At 43.6% G+C, this 19,669-nt stretch carries 14 protein-coding genes and 1 pseudogene; 10 read left to right on the top strand and 5 right to left on the bottom strand.

What is annotated here, in order from left to right; all coding sequences use genetic code 11:
• Window positions 1-53: 53 nt before the first annotated feature.
• From WBM30_RS01405 to rpmH, 5 genes are all read right to left on the bottom strand, one after another.
• Window positions 54-1,061 (bottom strand): oxidoreductase, encoded by a 1,008-nt coding sequence (locus WBM30_RS01405; protein WP_424899022.1) that lies wholly within the window; start codon window positions 1,059-1,061, stop codon window positions 54-56.
• Window positions 1,062-1,217: 156 nt separating this feature from the next.
• Entirely contained in the window at window positions 1,218-2,033 is an 816-nt protein-coding gene (jag, locus tag WBM30_RS01400) for an RNA-binding cell elongation regulator Jag/EloR (RefSeq protein WP_424899021.1), read from the bottom strand.
• A gap of 35 nt (window positions 2,034-2,068) precedes the next feature.
• Entirely contained in the window at window positions 2,069-2,899 is an 831-nt protein-coding gene (gene yidC, locus WBM30_RS01395; protein ID WP_424899020.1) for a membrane protein insertase YidC, read from the bottom strand.
• Window positions 2,900-2,930: 31 nt separating this feature from the next.
• Window positions 2,931-3,275, bottom strand: coding sequence for a ribonuclease P protein component (gene rnpA / locus WBM30_RS01390; RefSeq protein ID WP_424899019.1), 345 nt, complete (start codon window positions 3,273-3,275; stop codon window positions 2,931-2,933).
• Window positions 3,276-3,500: 225 nt separating this feature from the next.
• Complete coding sequence (gene rpmH, locus WBM30_RS01385) at window positions 3,501-3,635, bottom strand: 50S ribosomal protein L34 (protein WP_072763781.1); 135 nt, start codon at window positions 3,633-3,635, stop codon at window positions 3,501-3,503.
• A 570-nt stretch (window positions 3,636-4,205) separates the two neighbouring features.
• On the opposite strand from rpmH, the gene dnaA reads away from it, so the two are divergent.
• From dnaA to WBM30_RS01335, 10 genes and pseudogenes are all read left to right on the top strand, one after another.
• Window positions 4,206-5,537 carry a chromosomal replication initiator protein DnaA gene (gene dnaA, locus WBM30_RS01380; RefSeq protein ID WP_424899017.1) on the top strand — a complete coding sequence of 444 codons (1,332 nt, stop codon included), beginning with the start codon at window positions 4,206-4,208 and terminating at the stop codon, window positions 5,535-5,537.
• 177 nt (window positions 5,538-5,714) lie between these two features.
• Complete coding sequence (dnaN, locus tag WBM30_RS01375; protein WP_424899015.1) at window positions 5,715-6,866, top strand: DNA polymerase III subunit beta; 1,152 nt, start codon at window positions 5,715-5,717, stop codon at window positions 6,864-6,866.
• A gap of 362 nt (window positions 6,867-7,228) precedes the next feature.
• The gene (gene yaaA, locus WBM30_RS01370) at window positions 7,229-7,495 is read left to right on the top strand and encodes a S4 domain-containing protein YaaA (protein WP_424899014.1); all 267 of its coding nucleotides are present in this window, start codon (window positions 7,229-7,231) and stop codon (window positions 7,493-7,495) included.
• Window positions 7,492-8,613 carry a DNA replication/repair protein RecF gene (recF, locus tag WBM30_RS01365; protein WP_424899013.1) on the top strand — a complete coding sequence of 374 codons (1,122 nt, stop codon included), beginning with the start codon at window positions 7,492-7,494 and terminating at the stop codon, window positions 8,611-8,613. Before yaaA ends, recF begins: the two co-directional genes overlap by 4 nt.
• A 4-nt stretch (window positions 8,614-8,617) precedes the next feature.
• Entirely contained in the window at window positions 8,618-10,555 is a 1,938-nt protein-coding gene (gyrB, locus tag WBM30_RS01360) for a DNA topoisomerase (ATP-hydrolyzing) subunit B (RefSeq protein ID WP_424899012.1), read from the top strand.
• A 54-nt stretch (window positions 10,556-10,609) separates the two neighbouring features.
• Window positions 10,610-13,021 (top strand): annotated as a pseudogene (gene gyrA / locus WBM30_RS01355) (DNA gyrase subunit A); the annotation flags it as partial.
• 394 nt (window positions 13,022-13,415) lie between these two features.
• Window positions 13,416-13,709, top strand: coding sequence for a 30S ribosomal protein S6 (gene rpsF / locus WBM30_RS01350; protein ID WP_086628719.1), 294 nt, complete (start codon window positions 13,416-13,418; stop codon window positions 13,707-13,709).
• A gap of 38 nt (window positions 13,710-13,747) precedes the next feature.
• Window positions 13,748-14,299 carry a single-stranded DNA-binding protein gene (gene ssb / locus WBM30_RS01345; RefSeq protein ID WP_424899011.1) on the top strand — a complete coding sequence of 184 codons (552 nt, stop codon included), beginning with the start codon at window positions 13,748-13,750 and terminating at the stop codon, window positions 14,297-14,299.
• Window positions 14,300-14,342: 43 nt separating this feature from the next.
• Complete coding sequence (rpsR, locus tag WBM30_RS01340) at window positions 14,343-14,585, top strand: 30S ribosomal protein S18 (RefSeq protein WP_068562133.1); 243 nt, start codon at window positions 14,343-14,345, stop codon at window positions 14,583-14,585.
• 3,062 nt (window positions 14,586-17,647) lie between these two features.
• On the top strand, window positions 17,648-19,666 hold the full coding sequence (locus WBM30_RS01335) for a DHH family phosphoesterase (protein ID WP_424899010.1): 2,019 nt from the start codon (window positions 17,648-17,650) through the stop codon (window positions 19,664-19,666).
• The last annotated feature ends 3 nt before the right edge of the window (window positions 19,667-19,669 follow it).

Raw genomic sequence — 19,669 nt, 5'->3', positions numbered from 1 at the left:
AAGAATCGGATTTGTCTGATTCCTTGCCGTTTCTCTTGATTATGCCAAGCCGATCATATTCCTTGTTTCACTTTCACCAACGTACGCCCATGCATCTTTCCGTCCATGATTTTCCCGAAAGCCGCTTGCAAATCTTCCAGCGTGATTTCCTGTTCGACCAGCAAATCAAGCTTTTCCGGCTTCAGATCGCTTGCCATGCGCCCCCAAAGCTTGATGCGTTCAGCGTAAGGATGGTTCACTGAATCGATCCCCACAAGTTTGACGCCCCTCAGGATGAACGGCAGCACGGTCGCTTCGAATGCGATTCCGCCGGCATTTCCGCTCAAAGCCAGACAGCCGCCGTAATGCAGCTGCGCCAGCAAATCAGGCAGCAGCGGACCGCCGACCGGATCGATGATAGCCGCCCAACGCTGCTGCGCCAAAGGCCGCTTCTTCTCCAGCGCCACTTCATCGGGATGGAGAACCGTTTCAACACCCAGTACCTTCAGGTAATCCGTGCAGTCCGCTTTTTTGCGGGACACAGCTTCGACCGTATACCCTAGACGCTTCAACATAGCAATCGCCATCCCGCCGACACCGCCGGAAGCCCCTGTCACCAAAACACTCCCCGTTTGTGGCTGAATGCCTTGCTTCTCCAAGGCATCCACCGATTCCGCCGCTGTGTACCCGGCCGTTCCGATGATCATCGCTTCCTTCAGGCTCAACCCTTCCGGCAACGGCACGACCCAGGCTGCAGGGACCCGGGCATATTGGCTGAATCCGCCGAAATGACTCACACCTAAACCGTAGCCAGTCACAATCACCTTATCCCCTGCCTGGAAAGTTGGGTCGAGCGATTCCACAACCACGCCGCTCAAATCGATCCCCAAAATAATAGGATAGTTGCGGATAACCCCGCTTTTCGGATTGGTTCCGGCCAGCCCGTCCTTGTAGTTGACGCTCGAATAGTGCACTTCGATCAGCACCTCACCCTCAGGCAAGTCCTCTTTTTTGAATGTTCTGATCGTCGTTTCCACTTTCGCATCTACATTTTCTGCCCATAAAGCCTTGAAATCTTCCATACTACCCCTCATTTCCGTTTGTATTATCTTCAGTTTAGTCCATCTTTGCATAATTTGCGACCTCTTCTGAGTGCCACGCAGCAAGAACAGCGCCCATGCAAAAAAGCCATCATCCGGAATCAAGCTGATTCCTGGTGATGGCTTTTGGATGTACGCTTATTCCGCTATCTCAACAACCAAATAACGATGCGGCTCTTTGCCCTCGGAATGGGTTTTGATGCGTTTGTTCTGGCTCAAACGCGCATGAATCTGTTTTCTTTCGAAAGCAGGCAGCGGCTCAAGGAATACGGGCTGTTTCGTTTTGATGACGCGTTCCGCAGTACGGTCAGCGATACTTTCCAAAACGGCAGCTCTGCGCTCACGGTAGTCACCGACATTCACGATGACGGACAGGCGGCGACGCACATAGCGTTGCACCAACGCTTGTGCCAATATCTGGAGAGCATTGACGATTTTTCCATATTTGCCGATCAATAACCCTGCCTTTTCGCTTTCCATTTGGAAAATCAGCATATTGTTCTTTTCTTCGACCGTCACGATTGCAGGAGCTCCGTATGCTTCAGATACCGAAGTAAGATACTCGGTCACTGCGGCAATCGCTTCATCGCGGCCGGATTCTTCATCATAATCTTCGGCTTCCTCATCCTCATCGGAAGAAATCAGTCTATCGATTTCAGGTTGATCAGCCAATATCTTTTCCGCAGTTTCCGGATAATCCTCTTCAAGATCTTCTACGATATCTTCGACTGTCTCTTCGATTTCAGCTAATTGGATATCGCCTGGTTCATCAAAGTCCCTGATTTCCTTGCGCGTGATTTCCACGACTGCCTCTTTTTGTCCGAATCCAAAAATCCCTTTTTTACCTTCAGAGACTACGACAATATCGGCTTCATGGCTATCAACGCCCAACAAATCCAGACCTTTGCGAATCGCTTTATCAACGGTCGTATCTTTCGCAATTACTTTATCCATAATAGAATGTCATCCTTTCCTACTTCAAAGTATAACTAGTTTTTCTTTTTCTTTTTAGGATTTTGAGCTTTCTTCAATGCTTTTTCGCGCGCTTTTATTTGTGCTTCCGCTTGTTCGCGCTCGCGGATGGCCTTATACGGGTTGTTCAGCATCAACGTTTGACCGACAGAGAAGGCATTACTTGCTACCCAGTACAATGACAAGGCGCTCGGGAAGTTGATACCCATCATCAAAATCATGATCGGCATCGTGTAGGTCATCGATTTTGTCGCGGCATTCGCTTCCGTCTGTGACATCATCGTCAGCTTGCTTGTGGCATATGTCAAGATGGCGGCCACTACCGGCAAAATGAATAATGGATCGCGTTCTCCCAAGTTCATCCATAGGAAGCTGCCGCTCTTCAAAATTTCAGTTCGGCTGATTGCTTGGTACAATGCCATCAAGACAGGCATCTGAACCAAAACAGGCAAACAACCCATGTAGGGATTCACATCGTTATCCGCATACAGCTTGGAAACTTCCTTTTGCAGGACTTCCTGCGTTTCCCGATCTTTAGAGGCATATTTTGCCTGCAACGCTTTTATCTGCGGTTGAACAGCCGACATTTTTTTCGTGCTCTTCGTCTGGAAATGATTAAGCGGCAACAGGATAACCCTGATGATGATCGTAAAGGCAATGATTCCTAGACCATAATTACTGAAAAATAGTTGGGACAACCACACGATCATGTTGGAGAAATTAAAAACAACATAACGATCCCAAAAACCCGTACTTTCCGAGGTGATTGGTTCCGTTCCACACGCTGACAAAACCATCATAACAGCAAATAAGCTGAGTGTAAAAAGTAATCGCTTACGCTTTGACAAGAGAACTCCTCCTTAATAGGAATAATATAGTTTATTTATTTTTCAAAAGGCTGGAAAGCTTAAGGACATGGACCAGACTCTTCTTGACTTCCGCAGCCGACATTTCAGCAACCGGTTTGCGCGCGATAACGATGAAGTCAATGTCCTGAACCAAATCTGCCTTCAATTCCGTGAGTGCCTGGCGAATCTTTCTTTTGACAGCATTCCGCACGACAGCATTGCCGATTTTTTTGCCGACGGACAAACCGACCCGAAAATGCGGTTGCTCCTTTTTATCGAGCACATAGATCACGAATTGGCGGTTAGCTTTGGACACACCATTATGAAATACTTTCTGAAATTCTTTTTCTTTCTTAACACGAAAAGATTTCCTCATGTTCTTCCCTCAAATCTGCAATCATAACATGCAAAAAAAATCTCTCCCAAATGGAGAAAAACAGAAAAATTTCTCTCTCCGTTATCATCACAAATCTGAACCCACTCCCGAGGCATCTCTGCTTTCGGTTCTGTTGGACACATTTGTCATACTCTCCATTTAAGAAAGACATTTTTGCATTTTTCGAAATACTTAAAAAAAAAGACCACTGAAACGGTCAGTGATCTATGCAGAGATAACTTTTCTGCCTTTAGCGCGTCTTCTTGCTAATACTCTACGGCCGTTTTTTGTGCTCATACGTTTACGGAAACCATGAACGGATTGACGGTGACGTTTTTTAGGTTGGTATGTTCTTTTCATTGATCTTTACACCTCCTGATAAACTATCTTTCAAATAGGTTATATTTCACTGTTTAGACAGTCCATTAACATTATAAAGAGACAGAATGTGACCTGTCAAGTAAAATTGGTTCATTTTATTGAACTCACTGAGATATAATAGCACAAAAAATTGAAAGATAAAACACCTTTCTTGAAAAAAATTTGATTCTCATCAAAATAAAATTATCCACAACCTTTTTTTTAATACACAATGGCACGGGATAACTCCTGCAGCCTTCTTGATTGCTCACACCTTCGATCCGATTTATCCACATCCCTACAGCGTGTGTATTTCTACCTAAACCTCACCTCCAAAACCTGTGGAAAAGTGTATCAAACGCCGTAACAATCAACGTTTTGAAAACGTGGAATTCCACAACCGACCGTGGATAACAACTTCGCACACAAACCTTTTCCACACCTTCCTCAAGCCTGTGGAAAACTATTTATGCACCGGTTAATTGTTTTATTCACAGATGAAAAGAGTTGTGGAAAACTTTTTGATATAATGCTAAAATAAAAAGGACTCACTAAAAGGAGGTGTCCCATTTGGATGACATCTATTCATTATGGCGTTATCTGCAAGAAAAATTTCAAGAATCACTGTCCAAAGTCAGCTACGATACTTGGATAGACAGCGCAGTCCCGGTCCGACTGACTGATACGAATATCATCATCGAAGTTCCCTCTTCTTTACATAAAGATTATTGGCAAAATAATTTGATGAGCAGAATTGTCGAAGGTATCTACGAATTCAGCGGCAAAGAACTGACTCCCATTTTTATGATCAAGAATGAGGAAATGCCTGATATTGCAAAACCGACCATCAAACGCACCAACAACAATCGTCTCTTCAAGGATGCCCAACTGAACAGCAAGTATACCTTTGACACCTTTGTTATAGGAAAAGGAAACCAGATGGCTCATGCTGCTGCCCTCGTCGTGGCGGAGGAACCCGGCACAATCTACAACCCGCTCTTCTTCTATGGGGGAGTAGGCTTAGGCAAGACCCATTTGATGCACGCCATCGGCCATCAAATGTTGCAACTACGGCCAACCGCCAGAGTAAAATATGTCAGCAGCGAAACATTCGCCAATGATTTCATCAATTCCATCCAGAATCGGACGCAGGAACAATTCCGCAATGAATACCGCAGCGTCGACTTATTGATGGTCGATGATATTCAATTTTTTGCCGACAAAGAAGGAACACAAGAAGAGTTCTTCCATACTTTCAATGCGCTTTACGATGAACGCAAGCAGATTGTGCTGACGAGCGATCGCTTGCCGAACGAGATCCCTAAGCTACAGGAACGGCTCGTCTCGCGTTTTGCTTGGGGCTTATCGGTTGATATCACACCGCCCGACCTGGAGACACGCATCGCCATTCTGCGCAAAAAAGCCAACAGCGAGCGCCTGGAAATCCCTGATGACACCCTCAGCTATATCGCTGGGCAGATAGATTCCAACATCAGGGAACTGGAAGGCGCCCTCGTCCGGGTTCAAGCCTATTCAGCGATACAAGGGACCGACATCACCACCAGTCTGGCAGCTGACGCTCTGAAGAGCATCATGCCTTCCGAAAAACCAAAAGCTTTATCCATCTATGCCATCCAGCAAGCGGTCGGGAAATATTACCATGTGACCGTCGAGGAATTGAAAGGCAAGAAGCGCACCAAGGGTATCGTTGTGCCAAGACAAATCGCTATGTACCTTTCCCGAGTGATGACGGATAATTCCTTACCGAAAATCGGTTCCGAATTCGGCGGCAAGGATCACACGACTGTCATTCACGCACATGACAAGATTGCCCTTTCCGTAAAAAAAGACCCTGTTCTGCAACGCGAAATCGAGACGATCAAAAACAGTCTGAAAAAATGATGCTCTCGCGCATTGTGGATAAGCCAATAAGTAAGACTGCATTTACGAACACGTTATCCACAAGTGGAAAACTACTTGTATTGTCAGCTTCTTTCACTTATCCACAGTATAAACAGGCCCTACTACTATTACTAATATTATTTAATTTATATGAATAACCATCGGAGGTCCCTTATTATGAAATTTTCCATTAATCGTCAGGTTTTGATCAAACACTTATCTGACGTACAAAGAGCTATTTCCAGCAGAACGACCATTCCTATTCTGACAGGGGTAAAAATCAGTGCTGATGAAAATGGCATCGTATTGAGCGGAAGCGACTCGGATATTTCCATCGAAACGCTGATCCCTGTGTCGGAAGAGAATAACCAGATCGAAATCCACACACAAGGCGGCATTGTCCTGCCGGCTCGTTTCTTCAGCGAAATCGTAAAAAAATTAGCTGATGAAAAAATCACGATTGAAGTCAAAGATCATTTCCAGACTAACATCACTTCTGCAAAAGCATCTTTCACCATCAACGGAATCGATGTAAACAACTATCCGAATTTCCCGGTCATCGATTCGAATGAAGTCATCACCTTGCCGACCGCTTTGTTCAAACAAGTGATCCAGCATACAGTAATCGCAACGTCGACACAAGAAAGCCGTCCGATCTTGACTGGGGTGAACATGACCATCCAAAATGGGAAATTGACAGCTGTCGCTACGGACAGCCATCGTTTGAGCCAGCGCGTCATCTCGATCGCGGCTCCGGAATCACAGCTGGAAAAAACCTACAATGTCATCATTCCCGGAAAAAGCTTGGTGGAACTCTCGCGGATTGTTGAGAACCAAGCGACAATTGAAATGATGATCACAGAAAACCAGGTCCTTTTCAAAGCCGAAAATGTTTATTTCTATTCGCGCTTGTTGGAAGGCTACTATCCGGATACAAACCGATTGATTCCGGCCAGCTCCAGCACGCAGATCGTCCTGAATGCCTATGATCTGCTGCAGGCTACCGACCGCGCCTCCCTGCTTTCGCATGAAGGAAAAAACAACGTCGTCAAATTGTCCATTGACGCAAACAAAGTCGAGTTATCAGGAAACTCCCCTGAAGTCGGCAATGTGGAAGAATCCTTAGCCTATGAGTCTGCCAGTGGCGATCCGCTGATCATTTCCTTCAATCCCGATTACATGAAGGATGCGCTGCGCACATTCGGCCAACAGGATGTCCAAGTCAATTTCACTTCTGCTGTACGCCCATTCACAGTCGTGCCGGCAGATCGTGAAGACGATAACGATAATTCGTTCATCCAATTGATCACGCCTGTAAGGACTTATTGATCCGATTGGTAAAATCCAAAAAGCAAGGAGACGATTCGATCGTTTCCTTGCTTTTTGCTTATCTAAAATGAAAACGCTCGGACCAGCCGTTTTTCCCATAGGAAGAAAGTCTGCATCTGCTCCATTTATTCAGATAAAGATAAAATGACCGAAAAACGCGAATTTTAAATTTATAAGCCTATAGACGCTTTCATTTGGATATAGCTAATTTGTATTGTTTTCGAAAAAAATTGAAATAAGGGCCTTTTTTTTCGCGAAAATTTGAAATTGATCAAAAAAAATAGTATAATAAACATATTAATGAGCGTTGTTGCGTGGGTTTTATTTTCCACGCTTATTTTATTGGAAAATAGGTGAATTTCTTGAAAAATATTGTGAATATTGATGCAGAGTTCATTACTCTTGGTCAACTACTGAAACATGTCAATCTGATTTCCAGCGGTGGAATGGCCAAATGGTTCCTTTCAGAATACGTGGTGTACGTAGATAACGAAAAAGAAGACCGTAGAGGCCGCAAATTGTTTCCCGGTACGATGATCGACATCCCTGGTGAAGGCACTTTCTTCATCCAGTCAACAAAATCGGATAAAGATGAGGCTGAGCAAAACAACAGTGAGTCCGAAGCATGATCCTGAAAGAAGTGACGCTGCAAAATTTTCGGAATTATCCGTCTCTTTCCGTGTCCTTTTCAGATGGCATCAATGTGTTTTTGGGTGAGAATGCGCAAGGCAAAACCAATCTCATGGAAGCAATCTATGCATTGGCTTTGGCAAGGAGTCCGCGCACATCAAACGAAAAAGAGATGATCCGGTGGCAAGAAGATTCCGCCAAAATAACCGGCAAAATCCAAAAAAGGGTTTCCACGTTCCCCTTGGAAATCATTTTTTCCAAAAAAGGTAAGATTGCCAAAGTCAATCACCTGGAACAAAAAAAACTGAGCCAATACATCGGCCAACTGAACGTTGTGCTGTTCGCCCCGGAAGACTTGAATCTGGTGAAAGGCGCACCCGCCAACCGGAGAAAATTCCTGGATATGGAGCTGGGCCAGATGAATCCGGTCTATCTGCATGATCTTGTGCAATATCAGCGGATACTGAAGCAACGGAATCTTTATCTGAAGCAGTTGGTGACCGGTAAAGCCAAGGATGAAGTCTATTTGGATGTGTTGACTGAACAATTGGCCATTTTGGGTGCCGATCTGTTGGTCTACCGTCTCCAGTTCATCAAAAAATTGGAAGCTTGGGCCCAACCGCTGCACAAAGAGATTTCTTTGGAGCGAGAAGAACTGACGATCGCCTACAAGTCTAACATCGAGTTGTCTGATGAGATGGATAAAGATGCTATTTTTTTAAAACTGATGGAAGGTTTCAGCCAAGGGAAAAGCCGGGAACGGGATCAGGCGGTCACCCTTTTCGGTCCGCACCGTGATGATCTGATCTTTCAGGTGAACGGGCGCAATGTCCAAAACTACGGCTCTCAAGGGCAGCAAAGAACGACTGTCCTCAGTCTTAAATTGGCGGAGATCGAATGCATGAATGAGGTCCTGGGGGAGTATCCGATCCTGTTGCTGGATGATGTGCTGTCAGAATTGGATGATGAACGCCAGACCCATCTGCTGAAAGCAATCGAGAAGAAGGTCCAGACCTTTTTGACGACAACCAGTTTAGACGGCATAAAAAAGAATAAGATAGACGAACCGACTATCTACCATATAAAAAACGGTGAAGTAGAAAGGGAAGGTGTGTAACAGAATGGCAGAAAATGAAATGAACAAAGCTGAACGAGCAAAAGAATATGATGCCAGTCAGATCCAGGTCCTGGAAGGACTGGAAGCAGTCCGCAAACGTCCTGGGATGTACATCGGCTCCACCAGTGGCGCAGGTCTGCACCATTTGGTCTGGGAAATCGTGGATAATTCCATCGATGAAGCGCTGGCCGGCTTTGCGACGAAAATTGAAATAATAATCGAAAAAGACAATAGCATAACCGTAACCGATAATGGCCGTGGTATTCCAGTCGATATTCAAGCGACGACTGGCCGCCCCGCTGTAGAAACGGTCTTCACCGTTCTTCATGCAGGCGGAAAATTCGGCGGTGGAGGCTACAAAGTTTCAGGCGGTCTCCATGGTGTTGGCGCGTCCGTCGTGAATGCCTTGTCTTCTGAATTGACCGTAAACGTCTATAAAGACAATAAAATTTATACCCAAACGTTCGTACGCGGGGACATCACATCCGATTTGACCATCACAGGAGATACCGATAAGCATGGTACGGAGGTCCGTTTCCTGCCCGATCCGGAAATTTTCAAGGAAACGACTGTCTTTGAGTTTGAAAAACTGGCCGTACGTGTCAGGGAATTGGCTTTCTTGAACAAAGGATTGAACATTTCCATCGCGGATATGCGTCCGGAAGAACCTGTGGAACAAGACTATTATTACGAAGGCGGAATCAAGAGTTACGTCGAGTTTCTGAACCGCAACAAAAAAGTCCTTTTCGAAGAGCCGATCTACATCGAAGGCGAACAGGACGATATCCAAGTTGAAGTTGGCATACAATATACGGATGGCTATCATACAAACTTTCTGAGTTTCGCCAATAATATCCATACTTACGAAGGCGGAACCCACGAATCCGGTGCAAAGACCGCTTTGACCCGTGTCATCAATGACTATGCAAAACGCAATAAGATCATCAAGGAAAATGAAGAGAACCTGACCGGGGAAGATGTGCGTGAAGGCCTTACCCTAGTCCTCTCCATCAAACATCCTGATCCGCAGTTCGAAGGACAAACCAAGACAAAATTGGGCAATTCAGAAGCGCGTACCATCACCGACCGACTCTTTTCAACGTACTTCGACAAATTCCTGATGGAAAACCCGCAAGTCGCCCGTCAGATTGTCGAAAAAGGCATGTTGGCTGCCCGCGCACGTTTAGCAGCCAAAAGAGCCCGTGAAGTGACACGTAAGAAGAGCGGCTTGGAAATCAGTAATCTGCCCGGTAAATTGGCCGATTGCTCCAGTAAAAATCCAGCAGAATCCGAAATATTCATCGTCGAAGGAGACTCAGCCGGAGGTTCGGCAAAACAAGGACGCTCCCGTTTCTTCCAGGCGATCCTGCCGATCCGAGGAAAGATTCTGAATGTAGAAAAAGCATCCATCGACAAAATCCTCGCCAATGAAGAGATCCGTTCGTTGTTTACGGCGATGGGTACCGGCTTCGGCGGAGACTTTGATGTTTCCAAAGCCCGTTATCATAAATTGGTCATCATGACCGATGCCGATGTCGATGGCGCGCATATCCGTACGTTGCTGCTGACGCTTTTCTATCGCTATATGCGTCCTTTGGTCGAAGCTGGATATGTGTATATCGCACAACCACCTTTGTATCAAGTGAAGCAAGGTAAAAAAGAGAAGTATCTCGATACCGATCAGGAGCTGGAAGAGTATCTTGCCTCCATCCCTGACTCGCCAAAACCAATCATCCAACGCTATAAAGGGCTTGGAGAAATGGATGCAGAACAATTATGGGATACGACCATGAACCCTGAGAACCGTCACTTCCTGCAGGTGACCGTCGATGATGCCGTCAAAGCTGACGAAACATTGAATATGCTTATGGGGGATCATGTAGAACCAAGAAGGAACTTCATCGAAGAAAATGCAGTTTACGTGAAGAACTTGGATATCTAAAAGGGGGTTGGAAATTAAATGTCTGATGAAATTGAAAAAATAAATGATCAAGCCATGGAACAAAGGGAATTAAGCCATGAAATGGAAACTTCATTCCTGGAATATGCCATGAGCGTTATCGTAGCCAGGGCTTTGCCTGACGTCCGTGACGGGCTCAAGCCGGTCCATCGCCGTATCCTTTACGGCATGAGTGAATTGGGCGTTACACCCGATAAAGCGCACAAAAAATCCGCACGTATCGTCGGGGACGTAATGGGTAAGTACCATCCCCACGGTGACAGTGCCATCTATGAATCCATGGTGCGCATGTCCCAGGATTTCAGTTACCGTTATCCGCTGGTCGATGGACACGGAAATTTCGGCTCCATCGATGGAGACAGTGCCGCAGCGATGCGTTACACCGAAGCGCGAATGTCAAAAATCGCCTTGGAAATGCTGCGCGACCTCAACAAAGATACAGTCGATTACCACGACAACTATGACGGTTCCGAAACGGAGCCTGATGTATTGCCAGCCCGCTTCCCTAACCTCTTGGTGAATGGGGCTTCCGGTATCGCTGTTGGGATGGCGACAAATATCCCGCCGCACAACCTGACGGAAGTCATTTCCGCCCTGCACATCCTGATGAATGATCCGGAGGCCACGACTGCCGATTTGATGGAGGCCGTACCCGGCCCCGATTTCCCTACAGGCGGTATCGTCATGGGCAAATCAGGCATCAGAAAAGCCTATGAAACGGGCAAAGGCTCCATCATTGTCCGCGGACGTGTAGAAGTCGAAATCCTGAAAAACGGCAAAGAACGCATCATCATTTCCGAATTGCCTTATATGGTCAACAAAGCGAAATTGGTCGAACGGATTGCTGAATTGGCCCGCGACAAACGGATCGAAGGCATAACCGACTTGGCGGATGAGTCCGACCGCGACGGCATGCGTGTTGTCATTGATGTCCGCAAAGATGTCAGTGCCGGCGTCATTCTGAATAATCTGTACAAATTGACGCCGCTCCAATCTTCGTTCGGCTTCAATATGTTGGCAATCGTAAAAGGCATCCCTAAAGTGCTGGGACTCAAGCAGATTTTGGTCCACTACCTGGAACACCAAGAAGAAGTCATCCGCAGAAGAGCCGCATTCGACAAACGAAAAGCGGAAGCACGTGCGCATATCTTGGCCGGCTTGCGGATCGCATTGGATCATATCGATGAAATTGTAGCAATTCTGCGCGGTTCAACCAATGGCGATGCAGCCAAACAAATCTTCATCGACAAATACGGCCTTTCCGACAAACAAGCGCAAGCCATTTTGGATATGCGTTTGGTACGTTTGACCGGTTTGGAGAGAGAAAAAGTTGAAGCGGAATATGATGCGCTGATGACTTTGATTGCTGATTTGACTGATATTTTAGCGAATGAGCAGCGTGTCTTTGACATCATCTATACGGAATTACTTGAAATCCAAGAAAAATTCGGCGACAAACGCCGCACGGAACTTTTGGTCGGAGAAGTATTGTCGCTTGAGGATGAAGACTTGATCGAAGAGGAAGACATCGTCCTGACTTTGACTCATAACGGCTACATCAAACGTTTGCCGAACAGCGAATTCAGAGCCCAAAAACGCGGCGGACGCGGTGTCCAAGGCATGGGTATCCATGATGATGATTTCATCGAAACACTAATTTCGGCATCGACGCACGATGTGTTGCTATACTTCTCGAACCAAGGGAAAGTATACAAAACAAAAGGCTATGAAGTGCCTGAATACGGCCGCCAGGCAAAAGGCTTGCCGATCATCAACTTGCTGAACTTGGATGCCAACGAAAAAATCCAAGCCATCATCAACGTCAAAGGTGGCCCGCAAGACGGGGATTACTTGTTCTTCACGACGCGGATGGGTACCGTCAAACGGACATCTGCTACTGAATTCCAAAATATCCGTCAAAGCGGTCTGCGCGCAATCAACCTGAAGGATGAGGATGAGCTGATTAAAGTATCCTTGACTGACGGCAACCAGAACATCATTATCGGAACGCACTTCGGCTACTCCGTAAGCTTTGATGAAAAGGACGTCCGTGATATGGGTAGGACTGCTACCGGTGTCCGCGGTGTGAAATTAAGAGGAGATGACTATGTTGTCGGCATGGATGTGCTGAAACATGAGTCGGAAGTTCTGATCATCACGGAAAATGGTTACGGCAAACGTACGGCAGCAGACGAATATGCTATCAAAGGACGCGGCGGCAAAGGGGTCAAAACAGCTAACATTACTGAGAAAAACGGTAAATTGGTAGGTTTGACGACTGTCTCCGGTGATGAAGACATCATGATCATCACGGATAAAGGCGTCATGATCCGTTTCCACGCGGATGCTATTTCCCAAACAGGCCGTGCTACTCTCGGCGTACGCTTGATCAAGCTTGATGGTGAAGCCATTGTATCGACAATGGCAAAAGTTGAGCGCGAAGAGGATGTGGAAGCTGTGGCTCCCCTGGATGCAGCCCTGCTTTCAGAGGTCGAAAATAGCGCCCTAGAAGCGGCTGATTCAACTGAACAGGCAAATACACCAGATACAGCGGGAACCTCCGAAATAGCCGATAAAATGAGCGATTTCGCAGATGAACTGTTGGATGAGGAAGATTCGGAAGAATAAAACTTATATACTAAAGCTAATAGCCTAAAAATGGAGGGAACTGTCCAGCGACGGGGCCCTCCGTTTTTTTTCGGCCCCTTTTAATGCGAGGAAAAAAAAGCTTGCCATGAAAAATGGGTTATGGTACAATCTTTAGATGTGAGTAATCCTGAAAAGGTACTCTCCTTGCTCTTACATAAGTAAGGGCCAAAGTCCACAAGGAGGTGACAGTCAAATGAGCAATTACGAAATCAACTACATTATCCGTCCTAACATCGAAGAAGAAGCTAAAGCAGAATTGATCGCACGTTTCGATTCTATTTTAACTGATAATGGCGCTGAAGTTATTGAATCAAAAGACTGGGCGAAACGCCGTTTAGCTTATGAAATCAAAGATTTTCGTGAAGGTATCTACCATATCGTGAAAATTTCTGCTTCAGATGCTAAAGCAATCGACGAATTCGACCGTCTAGCAAAGATCAATAGCGATATCATTCGCCACATCGTTGTTAAAGTAGAAACTAAGTAAAGTGTTCCACGTGAAACATTTTGAAAGGAGTAAGATGAATGATTAATAATGTTGTCTTAGTCGGCAGACTTACAAAAGATGTTGATTTACGCTATACATCCAGCGGCACAGCAGTCGGAACCTTCGCTCTTGCAGTAAACAGACAGTTTACTAACCAAGCAGGAGAAAGAGAAGCTGACTTCATCAATTGTGTCATTTGGAGAAAATCTGCAGAGAATTTCGCGAATTTCACTCGTAAAGGCTCTTTAGTCGGTATCACTGGCCGAATCCAAACAAGGAATTATGATAATCAACAAGGACAGCGCGTATACGTGACTGAAGTCGTTGCAGATAATTTCACATTGTTGGAATCGAAAACAACTACCGAACAAAGACCGAGAGAGACTGGCGCAAGTTCTTCAAATCAAGCAGCTCCGAGTGCAAACTTCGGATCAAGCAAATCTTTTGAATCTAACCAAAACCAAGGACAGTATAATAATCAATACTCTTCTCCGAAACAAAACGGTTTTTCTGATTTTAACTCAACTGCTGATCCGTTTTCATCAAACGGGGAATCAATTGACATTTCAGATGATGATTTACCGTTCTAGTCTTTAGGACAGAATGGTTAGTTTAGGAAAAGGAGGAATTGACATGGCATTTCAACGTAACAGCAGAGGCGGACGCAAACGTAAGAAAGTTTGTTATTTCTGTGCTAACCACATTGATCATGTAGATTACAAAGAGACTGATTTATTGAAACGTTATATATCTGAAAAAGGTAAAATTTTACCTCGTCGTGTAACAGGTACATGCGCTAAACATCAAAGAACTTTGACTGTATCTATCAAACGTTCTCGTATCATGGCTCTTATGCCATTTACATTAGCAGAATAATATTAAGGGAGTCGCTTCTAGGAGCGCTCCTTTTTTTGTACCCAAAAAGAGCTGCTGGACAACAGACACACCGCACTGCACCCGATATCGCGCCCCTTTCACCTCTTCCGGATACAAATTTTTTCGATGCGCTTTATCCGTTTCTGTTGAACGATCATATGGTTAGGTGAAGCAAACTTATTGCTGTATTTTTCTGAGCGGCTCCTCCCATGTCTCCTTCGGGCATTACTAAATAGGCAAACTAAGAAGGCTAGGCTGTTTTTATGCATCAGCCTTAGCGGATCATTCCCCTTAAGATCTCCGCCAATTTATTGCTCGTCTCGGGTACACTGAACAGCCTATTTGAAAGCTCAACACCAAGGATTCTGCCTTATCTAAATGCCCTCCCCTACTCGTCACGCTAGCAGAGGAATTCGGAAATTTTTCTTTCCATAAGCGCTGGCGCACCGACTGGATATTCTTCATTGTGGTATAAGGCTAGGTACTATGATGCTCTGATCGGGTTATTTTACCCCTGGGAGAACGAATTAAACTTAGTCGTGGGTAAATCTTCAAGCAAGAATGCAGATGCTGTCAGAAGCTTAAATTTTGGCGATTTGAACAAAGGAAAATCGACAGTGCTAAAATGTTCCACGTGGAACATTTTAGCACTGTTTTTGATGCAAAAAATATTTAGATCGCTCCTGTTGGATCAACCTTGGGAGTAGTGTTCTTAACAATGGAATGCTGGATGTCAAAAAACATCATCTGCTGATCAATGCCATTGGCTAAAGCGTATACTTCGGCGATAGTAAAACATTTCTGAAAGGAGGAAGAACGGAGTTGTTGGGGAATGTCCACAGCGTACAATCTAGAAGAAGTAAGATCTTTCCTATCTCCCCATCCTGCAGATATCCCGCAGGGCAAACAAATACATACTCTTCCAGTACAGTTTTATATTACCGACAGCAGCAGATTCCACTTAGAGTAGTTCTGATTGATGCATGCAAAAAAATTACGATGACTGGAGGACTTGGTGGTTGAAAAAAGTAGCAAGAATAAATTAGCTCGTTTGACACAAATCTAAAATCAGATATCCGAGATCAGGCAGCATAAAGCAGCGAAAGCCCCCCTTTTATCTTAAGGCCATATAAAAGATAGGGATACACTACAAAATGTAGATTATTTCAATGATAAATTACAGAGAATCTGAGGATTCGCATCAGAGGTATCAAACAGCAGTGCGCAAAAAGGTTCCGGTTCTGCATTCATAGCCATAGAACTTATTAGTAGATTCAAATAATCAGGTCTAGGACTGACAAAAAATACACATGCAAATCTATAGTAATCGCAGATATAATGACTAAATCTAAAAATAGATTGCTACTATTCGAAATATATCAGCTTCACAGTTGAAGGCTTCCGTTCAGGCTGTGTATTCCTAATATGTGTGCTGAATTAAAATGATGGATTAATTAAAGTTATTCGTGAAATATGAAAGGAATGATTCACTCAGAATAATCGAACCTATTCGAATCAAGGGATAGTTTTTCTACGAATTGAGATGCATTAAAATTAAGTCAGGTGCTGGAAGAGCAAAAGACTATCTTTTGCATACTATATTAATGAGATGATTTCATCGTAACATTTAATGTCACTGGAAATAATGATCCGCAGGTTGTATACAGACAGGCTGATTGTATTTTTGTTTTTAGTTATCCATAAAAGGATATGGCGATGATTCCAAGACTTAGTGTACATTCAAATATAGGATGTGGAAAACTATTTCTTTAACTTTATCCACAGAAAGATCTCGCTAAAATCAACTGACTTCTGTTATGCAGTTGCAAGCGAGCAGTAATGACTAAAAGCTGGATATAAGGGTGACTATTTCAAGATTCAACAATTTTCATTAAAATGATAGTAAATTCATCCAAAATAAAGGGCATTATTTCATAAACACACTAATCAAACAAATGTTCAGTTGTATATAGAGGGATTCGCTTGTTAATTCCGACTTATACACAGGATGTCCACAGGTGTTCGGCAGCACCAAAGGGATCATAAATAATATCAGGGTAATAAGTTATCAACAAAATTATTTTATGGCGAAAATCCTGTTCTATCAAGGATAGATCGTACTATTTAATTTAGTTGTGCACAGGCGAACGACGGATAATGTGGATAACTAAAAAGGTTGACAATGGTTTGAGTTATCCACAAGAACAGGAGTTGCTACAGGAACAGGAAACTTAGAAAAGATAGACAGGATGAAAATTCATTTTCAAACAATAAAATAAATTCTGTAAATTGCATGAAAAATAGGAGAACATCGTATAACTAGATTATTCAAATTATTAGTGAAATAGTAAGGGAAGGAATCATGAAAATCGTTTTCCGTAAAAATGGTTGTTAGAGTAATCGGTGGTGAAAGAAAGCGAGTTTATGCTGAAAAAAAATAGCAGCTGAAGGGATCAAATCGAAGAGACAACATGAGCGAACATAAAAGTTCCACGTGGAACATCGTTAAAGAAATATACTTACACAGGATTTGAGGATAAATTTATGGGGGTAATTAAAAAAGTTCCACGTGGAACTTTTGAAAATAGTGTAGAGGGAATTGCAATTAAGTGAGAACTATAATAATAATTACATTTTGATTGGCAGTGGTTACTATTTTGAGAGATATATTTTCAAGGCGTCCAAATCCGATTGCGGATAATTACTCACCAAAAATAGAGTTATGCTTTGAAAAATATCCAGAAAAAATGCAGCACTATAATCCAATCTGGTTGATGGGCGTAATGAAGACTGGATAGTTTGGAATTAGTCTATCTGTCCCAGAGCGCATACTGTAATTGAGGAAATTATACTTTAAACGTCGAAAACATAAAGTTGACTGGTTGCACTCAGAAAATCTGCTGTCTGGAATACGAACATTATCCAGAAAAATGTTTCACGTGAAACATTAAATTTTTCGTTGAGATGTCAACTAATCCCGTCAGAAAGGGCATTATAGCTATTATTATCTGGATATGTTAAAATGTACAAGTGCAAAATGTAGGTTCAGTAAAGGAGCTATCATGAAAATAAAGGAAAAGTTAAAGAATCTTCCTCACTTCATAAAGGCTGACAAGATTAAGGTTCCTTTCCTGATTATCGTATTCTTATTGCTGGTGATCGTTGTGTTGACTTTCATTGCAGATTGGAAAATCGGAATTGGAATTATGCTCTTATGCGTTGGGATTGTTGGATTCATCAGTTATTCTTCGGAGTATTTGATTGATGAGACAAATCAATACATATCTGACTTATCTTATCGAATCAAAAAAGGTGAACAAGAGGCTTTGATTAAAATGCCTATTGGGATACTTCTATATAATAAGCAAGAAGAAATCCAATGGATGAACCCATATTTAATAAAGTATTTTGGCAAGAAAGATATACTTGGAAGAAAGCTGAATGTGGTTGATGAAGAATTATATCAGCTTTTTAAAGAATCGCAGGACTATGTGATACGCCGTGTGAAATGGGGAGATCATTATTTTGATATGATCATTCAAGAGGATATTGGCGTCATTTATTTGATGGATATAACAGAATATGCCAAAATTGAAGAAAAGTACAAAGACGAAAAATTTGTTTTTGGGAATATCATTGTCGACAATTATGATGAGGCTGTTCAATCCATGAACGATCGTAAGCGATCGAATGTAAACAACTATCTGACGAATCAACTCACAAATTGGGCAAACATGAATAATGTCTTTTTGAAACGAGTGGATGATGACCGCTTTATAGCATTGACCAATATGCGAGCTTTAAAGAAAATCGAAGAAAATAATTTTGATATTATAAATCAAATAAGAGAAAGAACCTACAAGCAAAATTTTCCGTTGACATTGAGCATGGGCTTCTCATATGAAAAAACTTTTGAGCAAACTAATTTTAAAGAAGTCGCCAAAATGGCGCAGTCGAATATTGATTTAGCCTTGGCAAGAGGTGGCGATCAGGTTGTTGTGAGAGCCGAAAATGAAGATGCCCGTTTCTATGGCGGCAAAACTAACCCAATGGAAAAACGGACCCGTATCCGTGCGAGAATGATCAGCCAGGCTTTGGAAGAGCTTATTGTCCATGCCGATAAGGTGATCATCATGGGGCATAGTTATCCGGATATGGACGTCATCGGTTCCTGCTTAGGAATCCGCCGTATTTCTCAGATGAACAATCGGGAAGCCTGGATAGTATTGGATCCACAACAATTTTCCAATGATGTGAATCGTATTATGCAAGAGATAGACAAAGATCCTTTGATTGCGAAGCGGATTATTTCGCCTGAGCAAGCAATGGCATTGGTGACGTCACAGACGCTCATCGTGATGGTCGATGTCCATCGCCCATCCATGACGCCAGCACCTGGGCTGTTGAATCTGTCTAAAAAAATAGTCGTCTTGGATCATCATAGACGCGGACAAGAGTTTCCGAAAGATTCTGTTTTGGTCTATATGGAACCTTATGCATCCTCCACGTCAGAATTGATTGCTGAATTGTTCGAATATCAATCCAATGAGATGGATGCCATCAATAAAATAGAAGCAACGGCTATGTTGGCGGGGATTATCGTCGATACCCGAAACTTCAGTTTGAGAACCGGATCAAGGACGTTTGATGCTGCCAGTTATCTGCAGTCCAATGGAGCGGACACCGTACTTATCCAGAAATCACTGAAAGAGGACTTGGATACTTATCTGTTGCGTAGTCATTTATTGCAGACTATGGAATTTGTGGATGGTAACCTGGCGATTGTTCATGGAGAAGATGAAAAAATATACGACACGGTCGTCGCTGCTCAAACAGCCGACACGATGTTGTCGATGGAAGCGGTAGATGCTTCATTTGTCGTCACAAAACGCCAGGACGGTAGAGTGGGCATCAGCGCCAGAAGTCTGGGTCAATACAATGTGCAGACAGTCATGGAAAAATTAGGCGGCGGCGGACATTTATCCAATGCAGCTACTCAGATTGAGAATACGACAGTCCATGAAGTCGTTGAGAAACTGAAGGCAGTTATAAATCCAGAAAAAATCAAGGAAGGGGAATAATAA

Source organism: Trichococcus sp., from assembly GCF_049684335.1.
Lineage (GTDB): Bacteria > Bacillota > Bacilli > Lactobacillales > Aerococcaceae > Trichococcus.
This window is presented reverse-complemented; position numbering and strand designations above follow the sequence as displayed.

Excerpts from the sequence above, each read along its gene's own strand:
- WBM30_RS01335 (WP_424899010.1), top strand. The coding sequence starts at position 17,648 with ATGAAAATAAAGGAAAAGTTAAAGAATCTTCCTCACTTCATAAAGGCT.
- rpmH (WP_072763781.1), bottom strand. The coding sequence starts at position 3,635 with ATGAAAAGAACATACCAACCTAAAAAACGTCACCGTCAATCCGTTCAT.
- rnpA (WP_424899019.1), bottom strand. The coding sequence starts at position 3,275 with ATGAGGAAATCTTTTCGTGTTAAGAAAGAAAAAGAATTTCAGAAAGTA.
- jag (WP_424899021.1), bottom strand. The coding sequence starts at position 2,033 with ATGGATAAAGTAATTGCGAAAGATACGACCGTTGATAAAGCGATTCGC.
- rpsF (WP_086628719.1), top strand. The coding sequence starts at position 13,416 with ATGAGCAATTACGAAATCAACTACATTATCCGTCCTAACATCGAAGAA.
- ssb (WP_424899011.1), top strand. The coding sequence starts at position 13,748 with ATGATTAATAATGTTGTCTTAGTCGGCAGACTTACAAAAGATGTTGAT.
- rpsR (WP_068562133.1), top strand. The coding sequence starts at position 14,343 with ATGGCATTTCAACGTAACAGCAGAGGCGGACGCAAACGTAAGAAAGTT.
- dnaN (WP_424899015.1), top strand. The coding sequence starts at position 5,715 with ATGAAATTTTCCATTAATCGTCAGGTTTTGATCAAACACTTATCTGAC.
- recF (WP_424899013.1), top strand. The coding sequence starts at position 7,492 with ATGATCCTGAAAGAAGTGACGCTGCAAAATTTTCGGAATTATCCGTCT.
- WBM30_RS01405 (WP_424899022.1), bottom strand. The coding sequence starts at position 1,061 with ATGGAAGATTTCAAGGCTTTATGGGCAGAAAATGTAGATGCGAAAGTG.
- gyrB (WP_424899012.1), top strand. The coding sequence starts at position 8,618 with ATGGCAGAAAATGAAATGAACAAAGCTGAACGAGCAAAAGAATATGAT.